General features: G+C 66.9%; 13 protein-coding genes. 2 read left to right on the plus strand and 11 right to left on the minus strand.

The genetic code is table 11. The features are described 5' to 3' along the window. Window positions 1-8: 8 nt before the first annotated feature. The 6 genes from AC1DMA_RS03210 to AC1DMA_RS03235 form a co-directional block, all read right to left on the minus strand. Window positions 9-836, minus strand: a complete 828-nt coding sequence (locus AC1DMA_RS03210) for an ABC transporter permease (RefSeq protein WP_478143199.1) — start codon at window positions 834-836, stop codon at window positions 9-11. After that, a complete protein-coding gene (locus tag AC1DMA_RS03215; RefSeq protein WP_478143200.1) occupies window positions 833-1765 on the minus strand; it encodes an ABC transporter permease in 933 nt (310 codons plus the stop codon). The genes AC1DMA_RS03210 and AC1DMA_RS03215 overlap by 4 nt, the downstream gene beginning before the upstream one ends. Further along, on the minus strand, window positions 1762-2862 hold the full coding sequence (locus tag AC1DMA_RS03220; RefSeq protein WP_478143201.1) for an ABC transporter ATP-binding protein: 1101 nt from the start codon (window positions 2860-2862) through the stop codon (window positions 1762-1764). Before AC1DMA_RS03220 ends, AC1DMA_RS03215 begins: the two co-directional genes overlap by 4 nt. Window positions 2863-2941: 79 nt before the next feature. Then, window positions 2942-4009: an ABC transporter substrate-binding protein gene (locus AC1DMA_RS03225; protein ID WP_478126548.1), complete on the minus strand. Its 1068-nt coding sequence runs from the start codon at window positions 4007-4009 to the stop codon at window positions 2942-2944. A gap of 72 nt (window positions 4010-4081) precedes the next feature. Then, the gene (locus AC1DMA_RS03230; protein WP_478143202.1) at window positions 4082-5578 is read right to left on the minus strand and encodes an aldehyde dehydrogenase family protein; all 1497 of its coding nucleotides are present in this window, start codon (window positions 5576-5578) and stop codon (window positions 4082-4084) included. Beyond that, window positions 5575-6678: a mandelate racemase/muconate lactonizing enzyme family protein gene (locus AC1DMA_RS03235; RefSeq protein WP_478143203.1), complete on the minus strand. Its 1104-nt coding sequence runs from the start codon at window positions 6676-6678 to the stop codon at window positions 5575-5577. Before AC1DMA_RS03235 ends, AC1DMA_RS03230 begins: the two co-directional genes overlap by 4 nt. Window positions 6679-6800: 122 nt before the next feature. Between AC1DMA_RS03235 and pdxR the strand changes: the two genes are divergently transcribed. Further along, window positions 6801-8312 carry a MocR-like pyridoxine biosynthesis transcription factor PdxR gene (gene pdxR, locus AC1DMA_RS03240; RefSeq protein ID WP_478143204.1) on the plus strand — a complete coding sequence of 504 codons (1512 nt, stop codon included), beginning with the start codon at window positions 6801-6803 and terminating at the stop codon, window positions 8310-8312. Here the strand turns inward: pdxR and AC1DMA_RS03245 are convergent. Both AC1DMA_RS03245 and AC1DMA_RS03250 read right to left on the minus strand, forming a co-directional pair. After that, window positions 8300-9274 carry a hypothetical protein gene (locus tag AC1DMA_RS03245; protein WP_478143205.1) on the minus strand — a complete coding sequence of 325 codons (975 nt, stop codon included), beginning with the start codon at window positions 9272-9274 and terminating at the stop codon, window positions 8300-8302. The two genes, pdxR and AC1DMA_RS03245, sit on opposite strands and share 13 nt — an antisense overlap. Window positions 9275-9319: 45 nt before the next feature. Next, on the minus strand, window positions 9320-10198 hold the full coding sequence (locus tag AC1DMA_RS03250; RefSeq protein ID WP_478126553.1) for a LysR family transcriptional regulator: 879 nt from the start codon (window positions 10196-10198) through the stop codon (window positions 9320-9322). Window positions 10199-10331: 133 nt separating this feature from the next. On the opposite strand from AC1DMA_RS03250, the gene AC1DMA_RS03255 reads away from it, so the two are divergent. Then, on the plus strand, window positions 10332-11309 hold the full coding sequence (locus tag AC1DMA_RS03255) for a DMT family transporter (protein ID WP_478143206.1): 978 nt from the start codon (window positions 10332-10334) through the stop codon (window positions 11307-11309). Between the two features lie 6 nt (window positions 11310-11315). On the opposite strand, the gene AC1DMA_RS03260 is transcribed toward AC1DMA_RS03255, so the two are convergent. The 3 genes from AC1DMA_RS03260 to AC1DMA_RS03270 all read right to left on the minus strand — a co-directional run bounded on the left by AC1DMA_RS03260 (window position 11316) and on the right by AC1DMA_RS03270 (window position 14211). Further along, window positions 11316-11504 (minus strand): hypothetical protein, encoded by a 189-nt coding sequence (locus AC1DMA_RS03260; RefSeq protein WP_478143207.1) that lies wholly within the window; start codon window positions 11502-11504, stop codon window positions 11316-11318. A gap of 129 nt (window positions 11505-11633) precedes the next feature. Beyond that, window positions 11634-13193: a cation:proton antiporter gene (locus tag AC1DMA_RS03265; protein ID WP_478143208.1), complete on the minus strand. Its 1560-nt coding sequence runs from the start codon at window positions 13191-13193 to the stop codon at window positions 11634-11636. Between the two features lie 67 nt (window positions 13194-13260). After that, window positions 13261-14211, minus strand: a complete 951-nt coding sequence (locus AC1DMA_RS03270; protein WP_478143209.1) for a glycosyltransferase family 2 protein — start codon at window positions 14209-14211, stop codon at window positions 13261-13263. Window positions 14212-14213 lie beyond the last annotated feature (2 nt).

Consider the following 14213-nt stretch of genomic DNA (forward strand, 5'->3'; position numbering starts at 1 on the left):
GCGGGCCTTCAGCGCACATCCCGTTTTCCGATGAACTGGGTGAAAACCAGCAGCAGCGACGACACGGAAATGATCAACGTCGAGATCGCGCCGATGGTCGGATCGACCTGATCGCGCAGCGCATTGAACATGTTGCGCGTCAAGGTCGAATGGTCGCCGCCCGAGACGAAAAGCGACACCACCACCTCGTCGAAAGAGGTCAGGAAAGCCAGCACGGCAGCGGTCACCACGCTGAAGCGAATCTGCGGCAGCGTCACCAGCCAGAAGGCGCGCAGCCGCGAGGCGCCCAGGCTGCGGGCCACCAGCTCCTGGTTCAGGTCGAAAGACTTCAGCGCCGACGCGACCACCATCATGACGACCGGCACCGCGAGCATGCTGTGCGCGAGCGCCAGGCCCAGCAGCGTGTTCACCAGCTTGAGCTTCACGTAGGCGTAGAACACGCCGATGCCGATCAGGATCACGGGCACCACCATCGGCGTCAGCAGCAACATCGTCAGCAGCCCCGCGAAACGCCAGCGGGAGGCATGCAAGCCATAGGCCGCCATCGTGCCGAGCGGCGTCGCCACCAGCGTCGTCAGCGCAGCGGCCTTGAGCGAGGTCGCGGTTGCCTGCATCCAGGACGGCGAGGCGAAGTAGCTCGCGTACCAGCGGAGCGACCACTCGCGCGGCGGAAACTCGAGGTACTGCGAGGCCGAGAACGACATCGGGATCACGATCAAGGTCGGAATCACCAGGAACAGCATCACGAGCCCCGCCAGCGCGTAGAGCCAGAGCCGCCGGCCGCGCGTGACCTGGGTCTGCGTCACCGGTCGCTGGAGCCAATCGAGCATGCTCATCGCGCCTCCTGCCCGCCGAACAGGCCGCGCGCACCCATCAGCTTCGATGCGAGCATGATGACCGCCACCGTGAGCACCAGCAGCACCACACCCAGCGCGCTGGCCACTCCCCAGTTGAAGAACACTTCGATGTCGTTGGCGATGCGGCTCGACACCATGATCACCTTGCCGCCCCCGAGTACCGCCGGCGTGATGTAGAAGCCCAGGCACAGAATGAAGACGATCACTGCGCCGCTGGTCAGGCCCGGCAGCGACAGCGGCAGGAACACCAGCCAGAAGGTGCGTGCCGGCGAAGCACCCAGGTTGGCAGCGGCCTTGAGGTAGTCGCGGTCGATGGCGCGCATGCATGAATACAGCGGCAGGATCAGGAAAGGCAGCATCACGTGCACCGTGCCGATCAGCGTGCCGGTGAGGTTGTGCACCAGTGCCAGCGGCTCTTCCCACAAGCCCAGCGCGATTCCCCATTCATTGATCAGCCCCTTGCGTTGCAGCAGTACCAGCCACGCATAGGTACGCACCAGCAGCGATGTCCACAGCGGCAGCAGCACGGCGATCATGCAGAGATTGGCCGCCCGCCGCGGCAACTCGGAGAGGCAATAGGCCAGCGGATAGCCGATCAGCATGCACAGGCCGGTGGTCATCAGGCTGACCTGGAAGGTGGTCCCGAAGGTGCGCCAGTACGAGGGCTGCTCCCACATCCGCTGATAGTTCTCGAGAGTCCACTGACCGCTATCGGACAACAGCGACAGGTAGAACAGCCAGGCGACCGGCACCAGCATCGTGACAGCGATCAATACCAGTGCCGGCGCGACCAGCCCGAGCAGGCCCAGCCGCTCCCATTGCGCGACGCGGCGCAGTGCCTGCGCGTTGGGTTCGGCGCGGCCTTGTGCTGGCTGCGGATCCGCACACGCGGCGGCCAGCACCGTCACGACGCCACTCCCTCGGGCGGCAGCAGCACGGTGTCCTGCGCACTCAGGCCCAGCCGCACTGCAGCGCCCTGCTCGGGTGGCGATTGCCCGGTGGCATGGATGGCATGGCGCAGCCAGATGGTCGTGCCATCGTCGAGCGCCACGTTCAGCAAGGCGCTGTCGCCCTGGTACACCTGCGCCACCAGCCTGCCGTCGAAGACATTCAGTTCGTGCTCGTGCTCGGGATCGGTCTGCGCCGCCGCCAGCAGGCGCAAGCGCTCAGGACGCAACATCAACAGCCGCGCGCCATCGGCGCCAGGATGCTCAGCGGCACGCAGCGTGCGCTCGGCCAGCATGACCCGCCCCTGCTCAACCGTCACCGGCACGAAGGTCGATTCGCCGATGAATTCGGCCACAAAGCGATGGGACGGGCGCTCGTAGATGGCACGCGGCGTGTCGAGCTGCACGATGCGGCCGCCATTCACGACGGCGATGCGGTCCGACATGGTGAGCGCCTCGCGCTGGTCGTGCGTCACGTAGACGGTGGTCATGCCGAGCTTGTCATGCAGTTGGCGCAGTTCGATCTGCATGTGCTCGCGCAATTGCTTGTCGAGTGCCGACAGCGGTTCGTCCATCAGCATGATGCGCGGCTCGAAGACCATTGCGCGGGCCAGCGCCACGCGCTGGCGCTGGCCGCCCGACAACTGGTCGATGGCACGCGCGCCGTAGCCGCCGAGCCGCACCATCTCCAGGGCCTTTTCCACGCGCTCTGCGCTCTCTCGGCGGCTCACCCCGCGCAGCCGCAGCGCGAACGCCACGTTGTCCGCCACGCTCATGTGCGGGAAAAGCGCGTAGTTCTGGAACACCATGCCCACGCCGCGCTTGTGCGGCGGCGTGGCGATCATCTCGGCATCGCCGAATCTCAGGCTGCCATGGTCGGGCCGGGTGAAGCCGGCCAGCACGGTCAGGAGCGTAGTCTTGCCCGAGCCCGAGGGCCCGAGCAGGGTCAGGAATTCACCGCTGCGGATGTCCAGGTCGACATGGTCGAGCGCAAAGACGTTGCCGTACTTCTTGGTCACCTGGCGCATCGAGATCGGCAGCGACGAATTGCGCACCATGCATCAACCTGCTTTCTGGAAAGTTTGTGCAGTCCGCCGCGCGGGCCGCCAAGTATCGCGGAGCCCGCTCTGCGCGGGGCTACTCCGTCAGCATGTTCTGGTACATCTGGGCCGCACGGGCTTCGTTCTTCAGGTACCAGGCGGGATCCAGCAGGATCTGCTTCGCAGCGTTCTGAGGATAAGTGGGCAGGCCCTTGGCCACGGCCGGATCGATGGCGCTGCCCTCGAAGGTCTTTTTGTTCGTCGGGCCGTAGTTGATGTACTTCACGAGTTCCGCCTGGTACTGCGGCTTGCCGATCTCGTTCAGGAACTTCATGGCGAGCGCCTGGTTCGGCGCGCCCTTGGGCACGGCGTAGCAATCGACGTCGAGGATCGCCTGGTCGTAGCCGTACTTGACGTTTCCGCCGTCCTTGATGACGCCGTCGAAGCGGCCGTTCCAGCCGGTCACCATGTCCACCTCGCCGTCCTTCATGAGCTGCGCGTGCTGCGCGCCGGAGGACCACCACACTGCGATGCTGGGCTTCAGGTCCTTGATCTTCTTGAGCGCACGCTCGATGCCGCCGGGAGCCGACAACACTTCGTAGACCTTCTCGGGCGGCACGCCGTCGGCCATCAGCGCTGGCTCGAGCGAGCCGGCCACCGCGTTTCGGTAAGAGCGCTTGCCGGGAAATTTCTTCACGTCCCAGAAATCGGCCCAGGTCTGCGGCTGCGGACGCCCGTCCGGGTAGGTCTTGGTGTTGTAGGCAAAGACGTTGGAGAACACGGTGCCGCCCACGCAGTATTCGGTGGCCAGTCCGGGCCCGAAGGTCGAGACGTCGACGGTCTTGTAGTCGATCGGCTCCAGCAGACCTTCAGCGCCCGCGCGTGCGGCACTGCCGGCGCCGCTGCCCACGATGTCCCAACTCACCGCGCCGGCCTTGGCCTTCAGGCGCAGGTCGGCGATGCCGGTGTACGTTTCCTCCTTGAGCGTGATGCCCAATGCCTTTGCTGCCGGGGCCCACTTGGCCTTCATCTGCGCCTCCTGGAAAGCGCCGCCGAAGGACACGATGGTCAACTGCTGCTGCGCGGCGGCATGCCCGGCCAGCAACACACTCAACGCGGCGAGGGTTCCCAGCGTCAGTCGCCTGCGGATCGAAAGTCTCTTCATGGATTCACTCCTTGTCGAATCATCTTGCACAGTCATTCCCAACGCGGCGAGGTCCGGCGTCGCCGATTCCGATCATGCGATACGCGCCGCCACCGACTTGATGCGGCTGTAGCTGCGCAAGGCCTCCATGCCCTTTTCGCGGCCGAAGCCCGACAGCTTGTTGCCGCCGAAGGGCACCGCGATGCCGCCAGCGAAATACTCATTGATGAAGACCTGCCCCGCGTCGATGTCGCGTGCGAGCCGATGCGCCGCCGAGAAGCTGCCGGTGTAGATGCCGGCGACCAGCCCGAACGCGGTGCCGTTGGCCAGCGCCACCGCCTCCTCCAGGTCGTCGAAGACCTGCACGGCAAGGACCGGACCGAAGATCTCTTCTTGCACCGCCTCGTCCTGCGGTTCCAGGTCGTCCAGGATGGTGGGCTGATAGAACCAGCCGCGCCCAGTCAGCGGGTCGGCGCTGGCCTGGCCGCCGGTGCGCACGCACACGCCGCGCTCACGCGCTCTATCGACGTAGCCCGCGATCTTTTCCCGGTGTGCGAGAGAATTCACCGGGCCCATGCCGGTGTCGCGCAGGCCATGTGCCAACGTCATCGCCTCGACCCGCGCCCGCAGGCGCTCGACGAAGGCCTCATGGATCTCGCGCGCAATGACCAGCCGCGAGCCGGCCGAGCAGATCTGTCCCGCGTTCTCGTAGATGGCGCCGAGCACGCCCTCGATCGCCGCATCCATGTCGCAATCGGCCAGCACCACCACGGGCGACTTGCCGCCGAGTTCGAGCACCAGTCGCGTGACGTGCGGCGCGGCCGCCTGCATGACCTGAATGCCGGTCGCCACCGATCCTGTGAAGCTGATGTGCTGCACGCCCGGATGCCGCACCAGCGCCGCACCGGCCCCGGCGCCGGTGCCCGTGACCACGTTGCAGACGCCATCGGGCAGGCCCGCCTCCCCGCACAGCGCGGCCAGCATCAGCGCGGTCAGCGGCGTCTGCTCGGCCGGCTTGGCGACCACGGTGCAGCCGGCAGCGAGCGCGGGCGCGATGCCGCGCGCAGCAGTCGACAGCGGGTAGTTCCAGGGAATGATGTGGGCCGTAACGCCCACCGGCTCGTTGAGCGTATAGGCCAGGTGATCGGGGCCCAGTGGAATGCTGTCGCCCTGGTTCTTGTCGCAGGCACCCGCGTAGTACTCGAACGTGGCGGCCGCGCCGGCGACGTCGGCCCGCGCCTCCGAGAGGCGCTTGCCCGAGTCGAGAGTCTCCGCCACCGCGAGCCGGTTGGCCGAGGCGCGGATGCGCTCGGCGATGCGCGACAACAGGCGCCCTCGCTGCGCCGGTGCGAATGCGCGCCACGGGCCCCGCAGCGCAGCCTGCGAGGCACGCACCGCACCATCGACATCGTCGGCATCGCCCACGGCAAAGCTCGAAAAAGCCTGGCCCGTGCCCGGGTCGAAAGTCTCCATGCGCGCGCCTTGCGCAGAAGGCGTGAAGCGGCCGTCGATGAAGTGTTCACCCGGCAGGCCTGAGATGCGGCCCGTGGCCTGGGCCTCGCGCACGAGTGCCTGAAGCTCGGCGTTCATCGGCCCAACTCCGAGAGCTGGTAGCTGGAGCGCGCCAACCATTCCGGGTCGATTTCCACGCCCCACCCGGGTTCGTCCGGGACCGTGACATGGCCGTCGCGCACTGCATAAGGCGCGCGTACGAACAGGCCTTCCTGCCATGGGTAATAGTCGGCGCCCTCGATCGAGAATTCGAGGTACTTCCCCGCATTCGGAATGGCGCGCAGCATGTGCATGGTGAACACAGTGACCATGGAAAGGTTGGCGCTGTGCGGGGTACACGGCAGGCCGGCTTCGGCCGCCATCCGCGCCACGCGCAAGGTGCGCGAGATGCCACCCACATAGCAGACGTCGGGCTGCACGACGTCCACCGTGTGGCTCGCGATCATGTGCTTCCACATCGGGAGGTAGCAGTCCTGCTCGCCGCCGGTGACGTCCAGCGCGAGCGCCTCACGCACCTCCCGCGTCTGGTCGAGTTCCCAATAGGGGCACGGCTCCTCGAAGTGCTCGATGCCCTGGTCCTGCAGCAGGGCGCCGACCTCGATGGCCCGGGCCGGCGAGAAGCCGCTGTTGCCATCGACAAGGAGCGCGGCGCCGCCGAGCGCGCGCCGCATCGTGGGCACGATCTCCTCGGTGCGGCCCGGCCATTCGTCGATGTCGTGGCCGCACTCGGCGCCGACACGGAACTTGAAGGCGTCGAAGCCATCCCGGTCGCGCAACGCCAGCAGTCGGCGAGCTTCGTCCTGCGGCCGGATGTCGCGCTTCATCGACGAGGCATAGGCGCGCAGCGGCCCCGGCGTGCCGCCCAGCAGTTCGCACACGCTCTTGCCTGCGCGCTTGCCACGCAAGTCCCACAAGGCGGTGTCGAGGCCGCCGATCGCCCGGTACAGATAGGCGCACGGGAACTTGTGTTCGCGCTCGGCGATGTGGTCGGCCAGCGCATCCAGATCCTCATCGTCCTGGCCCAGTGACCAGGGCGCGACCTGGCGGTGCAACACCTGTGAGGTGATGTCGGCGTTGTAAGGCGAGACCTGGCCCCAGCCCTGGCGACCGTCTTCGCCGGTCACCCGCACGAAACCGACATGGCGATTGGCAAAGGTCTCGATCTTCAGGATCTTCATGAGGCGGAACCGGTGGAACCGATGGAAGCAAGGCCTCCATGTTGGGCGCGAAGTGGCCTGCAAGACAGGTCCATTCTGATGTTTGACTGATACCATTTTGAAAACGACAACAAGGAGATTTCATGGTCAAACGCGCCGGCGGATCATTGCTGCTTTCGCTGCGCATCGACCCTGGGTCGCAGCAGCCGATCAGCACTCGCCTGTGCGTCGCGCTGCGCGAGATGATCCTGAGCGGCGGCTTCAATGCCGGCGACCGATTGCCCGCCAGCCGTACCCTGGCCAAGCAGATCGGCGTCTCGCGGACCACCGTGATCGAAGTCTTCGACCGGCTTGGCGCCGAAGGGCTTGTCGAGTCGCGCACCGGCGCCGGCACCTTCGTGAGTGCCGTGCTGGCCGCGGCGCGCCCGATGCCCCTGAAGCCGACATCGGAGTCGACGCAGGCCACCCCGCGGCCCGAGCCGCCGGTGCTCTCGACCGTGATGCAGCAGGCGGTGCAGCGCTTCGGCACCCGCCAGCGGCTCCCGCACGTGACGCGCGCCTTCACGACTGCACTGCCCGCCTTCGACGCCTTCCCGCAAGCCCAGTGGGCGCGGCTTTCCGCCAAGTACCTGCGTGGGGGGCGCGACGAGCTCATGGGCTACGGCGACCCCAACGGATCGCCCCAACTGCGCCGCGCGATCGCCTCGCACCTGCGTGCCAATCGAGGCATCACCTGCGACCCCGAGCAACTCTTCATCGTCGGCGGCGCCCAACAGGCCTTTCACCTGATCGGCTCGACACTGCTGAACCCGGGAGACAAGGTCTGGTTCGAGAACCCGGGCGCGATCGGTGCACGCAACAGCTTGATCGCGACCGGCGCCGAACTGGTGCCTGTGCCCGTCGATGACGAAGGCCTGCGCGTGAGCGAGGGACTTCGCCTGGCGCCGCGCTTCCGGCTGGCCTTCGTCACGCCTTCGCACCAGCAGCCGCTGGGCAATGTGATGAGCCTGGAGCGCCGTTTCGGGCTGCTGCATGCGGCGGAGCGCGCGGGTGCCTGGATCATCGAGGACGACTACGACGGCGAGTTCTTCTTCCGCGGGCGTCCGCCGCCGACGCTCAAGAGCGTGGACACCACCGGCCGCGTGATCTATGTGGGTACCTTCAGCAAGTCGCTGTTTCCGGCGCTGCGGCTGGGTTACCTGCTGGCGCCGCCCGCGCTGGTCGACACCTTCAGGATCATCATGAGCCATTTCCTGCAGGGCGTGCCTTCGCACACGCAGGCGGTGGTCGCCGAGTTCATTGACGAGGGCCATTTTTCGGCCCATCTGCGCCGCATGCGGCAACTCTATCTGGAGCGGCATGAAACCCTGGTCGACACCTGCCGCGCGCGATTGGGCGGACTGCTCGACATCGTGCCCACGCATGGCGGGCTGCACACGATCGCGCAGCTACCCCGTCATGTCTCCGAAGGCGCGATCGCGCGCGACGCCGAACTGCACGGCATCAGCACGTCGCCCATCGGGCGCTTCGCGTTGACGCAGGTCAATGACAACGGGCTGGTGCTGGGCTTCGGCAGTGTTCCGCCGGCGGCCATTTCGGCCGGGGTGGAAGTGCTCGCGAAGGTGCTGGAGGCGCGATCGATTCACGCGCGTTGACCGTCGTTGCCGGTCAATGATGGATGACCGTCGATGCCGGTCAGGGAATCCTGCACTTCGTCCTCGAACCCCGCCACAGGCTGCGCCTTCGCAAGCGCCATCCAGATGCCGAAAGGCATGCGCGGGAGGGCACGGTGGACGGCCGCACGCGCCACGACCAGCCGCTCCGCCTGCGCGACCAGCACGCCGCATTCCGCCGGAATCTCGTCCGGCTCGCCGATCGGCCTCCCGCGCGCATCGCAGCCCAGCACGTACCAGCATTCGCCGCCCAGGTCGAGATAGGCCGCACGCTTGTCGGGCTTGCGCAAGTCGCTCAGAAGATCGGCCCGGCTCACCTTGACCTCATGCACGACAGGTTGCGCATAAGCCTCCACACTGGTGTTGCGGATCGAAAACACATCCGGTCGCGCAATGCACCATCGGGCCTTGTCGTCTCCGGGAACGGGCGCGAGCCGCGCGCGGAGGCTGAGTCCCCGCCATGCGATGCGCCCTGCCCGCGTCATCTCGCGTGCGATCCGCTCCACGAGCGCCTCGTGCCGCGAGAGCGCCCCGCGATGGATGACCAGCGAAGTCGCGATGTGCGCGATGCCTGCGTCGGTCACGCGCAGCGTTTCGTGGCCGTGCGCGGACCGCATGCGCTCCAGAAGCCCAGCGGCGAGCAGGTCGATCTCGATCGGATCGCAGCACGGCCAGCCGGCCGATCGATAGACCTCGCGCAACCGTCGCGCGTGTACGCGTCCGAGCACGCCGATCGCCCCGGTCGCCGACGCGCCCGGCGGCGGATCCGCCACAGGCGCCGGCGCGCCGGGCTCCACCAGTGGAGGATCTGCCGCGGGTGGATCGACCACGGGCGGCGGCGGCGGAGGTGGGGCAGGCGGCGGCGGCGTGGGCAGGTCGGGTGCCGGTGGAGGGGGCCCGATCGGTGCGCCGACAAGATTGCGCTGCAAAGCAAGAGCGTCCATGGCGCTAGGTTAACGCTGCGGAGCGCGCGTTTGAAGCGCCGGTCGTCAAGCCCAGGCTTCGAGCACCGCGCCCCTGACCGCGTCGACCGCCGCGGTGCGCTTGCCGCCGGCAGGCGCAACCCAGCATAGCCAGGTGTGCGAACGCCATCCTTGCCAGATGGAGAGCTCACCCTGGCGCTCGCCCTGCTCGGCTTGATCGAGACGCAAGAGCCCGGCGCCAAGTCCGCTGGCGACCATCGCGCGCATGGCGGTTTCGCTGTCGGCCGTCTGCGTCGGACGGTACTCGCGGCCAATGCTCGCGAAAAGGCCGTCCAGATGCGCGCGCAGGATGCACGAGGCCGGCGTGCCGACCCACGGCAGGGTGGTGAGTGATTCGAGGGTGAGCGCCGGATGCGCCTTCGCAAGCGGCGGCGGCAGCGTGACGACCAAGTCGACGATGCCGAGGCGCTGCACGACCAGGCCCTCGATCTCTTCGCTGTCACTCAGGGCGTAGGCGCAGTCCAGCTCGCCGCGCCGCACGCCTTCCAGCGTCTGGTGCGAGAGCCCCTGTTGCAGTTGCAGCGTGACCTGCGGATGTCGCTCGGCCAGCTTCACCAGCACATCGCCCAGCCGCAGCGCCACTGGGTCGACCACGGTGCCGAAGCGAACGACGCCCTGCGCGGCGCCGCGAATCTGCTCCGCCGTCGACCGCATGCGCGTTGCCGAGGCCAAGGTGCGCTCGGCTTCTTCGAGCAGGCTCACGCCGGCTTCGGTCGGCGTCATGCCACGCGGGGTGCGGTCGAAGAGCTTCACGCCCAGTTCGTCCTCCAGTGCCTTGAGTTGCGCGCTCACGGCAGGCGCACTGGTGAAGACGCGTTCGGCGGCGCGCGTCAGGCTGCCTTCGCGCGCGATGGCGACGAAGGTCTTGAGTTGGTAGAGCTCCATGCGGCAAATTGTGCGTGCATCGCGCGCCTTCGGCCATTCGCTTTTCCTGAGGCCCCGGTCCAAAGAAACGAATGGTCGCCGGCCGCTTCCGCGCCCATGCTCCAGGCATCGAATTCAATGCCTGAGGCACTCCATGACAAATCATCCCCGTACGCTCGGCATTGCCGCACTGCTGCTTGCCACATCCGCCTGGGGCGGCATGTTCCTCGTCAGCAAGGGTGTGCTGCACCACGTCGACCCCTTCTGGCTGACGCTGATCCGCTACAGCCTGTCGGCGATGCTCTTTGTCGCGCTGCTGGCGCCACGCGGTGCCGCGCCGTGGATCAAGCTGCGAGCGCATGCAATGCCGCTTGCAATGCGAGGCCTGGCGGGCTTCGGCGTCTTCAGCGTGATGCTGCTGACCGGGCTCGCGCATTCGGTGCCGTCGCACGGGGCGATCATCATGGCCACCACGCCGATGACGACGCAGTTGCTGCGCTGGGCGCTCGACGGCATTCGCCCCTCCAGGGTCACCGTCCTGACGAGCCTGCTCGCATTGGCCGGTGTCGTCATCGTCTCGGGCGTCTTGTCGCCGCATGGCGCTGGCACCGGCGAGTCCACTGCCTTCGGCGATGCGATGGCCTTCTTCGGCACGCTCGGGTGGGTCTGGTACACACGCGGCGCCGCGCAGTTTGCCGACAGGCTCGATGTTGTCGAATACAGCGCACTCACCGTCGTCGCCTCATGGCCGCTGCTTGTGCTGGGTGCCGTGGTCGCCACCGCCACGGGAGTGGCCGATGTTCCGAGCGCCTCCGGACTGATGCTGTCGTGGCACGCGCTGGCCTACGTGGGCCTGATTTCTTCAGCGGTGGCCGTGCTTGCCTTCAACTACGGCGTTCGCACCATGGGCGCTGTCACCGGCACCGCTTTCCTGAACTTCGTCCCCGTCTCGGCGCTGTTGATGAGTGTCGCGCTCGGCAAGCTTCCTTCGGCGAACGAACTCCTGGGAATGGCCATGGTCGTCGCTGCGCTTCTGATCCACACCGCGAGCACTCGCACAGCCGCTGCGTCCGCGCGCCTCAACCGGCCAGCGGCGCTCGCAGCATCGGGAGTCTGCCGCGCGGCTTCCTGAAGCGGGCTAGAAGAGATCGAGGCCGGCTGCCACCATGAATGCAATGCCGGCCGAGACGCTTGCCCAGTGAGCGACGTTCGCGAAAAGATCCCAGCCACAGTACCTGTCCTCTGCGCTGTGGGCGAAGAATTCCGCGATCGCATCGCCGGCCTGGTTGTCGCCCGCGACCTCTGCACGTTGAAAGTCCATTGTCATGACTGCCACCTCGTGCTTCATCGTAGGGCCGGGGCGGCGCTTGCTTCGATGAAAACGGCGGGCAGCATTGATGCGGACTGGACATCAATAAAAGAAGAAGGCGCCCACCAGAAGGCGCCTGACGCGGCATCAATCGCGCCTGCCGCCGCCCGCGCTCAGTTCAGCCCAATCGAGCTCCTGCACCAGCACCCGAAACGCATCGTCGCCGATGACATCATCGCGCCGCATCTCGAAGGCTCGCTGCCGGGCGACCGCGATGGCGCGGCGCCTGAGCGGCCCGCCGGGGACTTCGTCGATCGTCGCCTCGCGAGATTCGCTGGTGTTCAGTTCGACCACCGCGCCGTATTCCTTGCGAAGCAGCTTTGCAGGCAGCGTCTCGTCGTCCTTGATTGCATCGAGCAGCGCGCCGTACGCATTCGCGCGCCCCAGGCGCACTTCGCGACCGACGGGATCGTCGTCCGTCAGGCCCAGGCGCTTGATCAGAGGGCCGATGGTCAGTCCCTGAAGCACCAGCGTGCCGAGCACCACTGCAAACGCGCACAGCAAGATGAGATCGCGATAGGGAAAGGGCGAACCGTTCGGAAGCGTCTCCGGAATGGCAAAGGCCGCCGCCAGCGTGACGATGCCGCGCATCCCCGCCCACGAGAGCACCACCGCACTGCCGACGACGGGCCGGGCCGGAACATCCTCGCGGCTTGCACGGCGATGCGTCAGCACCTTGTAGCTCATCACCCATGCAAAGCGCGCGGCGATAGTGACGCAGAGCACCACCGCCGCGGTGACGACCGCATCATTGCGCGAGCCACCGGCTTCAAGACGCTGCCAGATAGGCCGCAACTGCATGCCGATCAGCACGAACGCAAACGCGTTGAGAACGAAGACCACCGTCTCCCACACAGCGAAGATCGGCACGCGCATGTGCGCCGGCATTTGCGTGCCACCGCGGCGCGCCACCGTCATGGCATAGGCCACCAGCGTCAAGATGCCGGAAAGACCGATCGCCTCGGCGGCAATCCAGACCCCGAACGTGAGCGAGAACTGAATGATCAGCGCAATGGGCACCTCACGAAGCCCGCTCGTCAGCGGCCGCAACACGAACGCGCAACCGACGCCGGCCGCGAGGCTGCCGAACACGGTCAGCAGGAACACCGGCGCGAAACTGCCGAAGCCCAGATGGCCCGCCACCACGCTCATGATCGCGAGCCGGTAGACCAGCAGCGCACTCGCGTCGTTCAACAGGCTTTCGCCTTCGAGGATTTTCAGCAGCTTGTGCGGCAGCTTGACCTGCCGCATGACCGCTGTTGCGGCGGCGGCATCAGGCGGCGCGACGATCGCGCCCAACGCAATCGCCACCGGCCACGGCATCTCGGGCACCAGCCAGCGCGCGACAAGCGCGACTGCCAACACCGTGGTGCCGACCGCCGCGAGCACAAGCCCGGCGATCGGGCGCCAGTTCAGGCGCAGGTCGCGCAAGGAGGTGTCGTATGCCGCATCGAGCAGCACCGGCGCGACGAAGAGCGTCAGCGCGAGTTGCGGATCGAGCGTCCAGTTCGGGCTGGCGGGAACGAACGCGAGCGCGGCACCACCGAGCGCAAGAAAGGTCGGATACGGTGCGCCCACCTTGCGTGCGAGCGCGGCGAGCAGCGCCGCGCCAAGCAGCAGCATGATGATCCATTCGAAAGTGGCCATGATTGCGTCGCGATGAGTTTTTTTCGAGGCGGCATGCTACCGCCTCCAGACTGCGACGCGTTGCGGCTCACTCCTTGTAGCGCAGGGCCCAATGCCACAGCGAACGCGGCGTGGACAGCATCACCAGCACCCAGGCCGAGCGCAGCGTGAACCGCTGCCACCATGGAATGTGCGGCGACAGGAACGCGCGCCATCCGTTCATCCGCTCTCCGTCCCGCACATAGCGGCTTGCCACGACCAGCATGTGGCGATAAAGGCGCTTGGCCCTCGCCTTTTCGAACTCGGCCGGCACGCGCAACTCGCGGGCGAGTTCGAACGCCCGATGCGCGTCGACGCCACGTCCGCTGCTGGTGACCGACCCTTTCTGCACCCTGTAGCGCGAGACCGGCTCCGGAACCAGACGCGCCCAGTTGCCGCTGTTGGCCAGCCTCACCGAGAAGGCCCAATCCCCGACATTGCCGTCGCGCTCACCTCGCATGAGTTGCAGATACGTGGCCTTCTCCACCAGATAGGCGTCCGCGGGGATGGACTCCGTGAGGCACCATTCCCACACAGGGCGGGAACCGCCCGGCCCGTCCCTGCCGTACCAGAAGTCGTTGCTCGCCGAATTCCACGTGTCCACCGCACCGGACTCGTCGATGATCTGCTGCTTGCCGAACCAGAGCTTCACGCGCGGGTCGCTCTCGTTGGCACAGGCATCGGCCAGCGCTCGCAAGGCGAAGGGGCGGAGCAGATCGTCGTTGTGCAGGAAGAGCAGATGTTCGAAGCGCGCCTTCGATGCCAGAAACCAGTGATTGGGATAGATCCCCTTGGGCGGATCGCTCGGCACGTATTCGATGAGCTCTGCCAGCCCGCTCGCGGCAATGGCCGCCCGGTTCGCGGGCCAGTAGCGAGGCGGACTGTCGTCGCCGATGATGATCTCGCCGATCAGCGCGCGGTCTTGCATCGCGATGCTTTGAAGCGCTTCGCCGAGCTGCTCGGGTCGGGCGTATGCCGGAATGAGGATGGAGATCTGCACGA

This window comes from Variovorax sp. 05N34, from assembly GCF_056397405.1.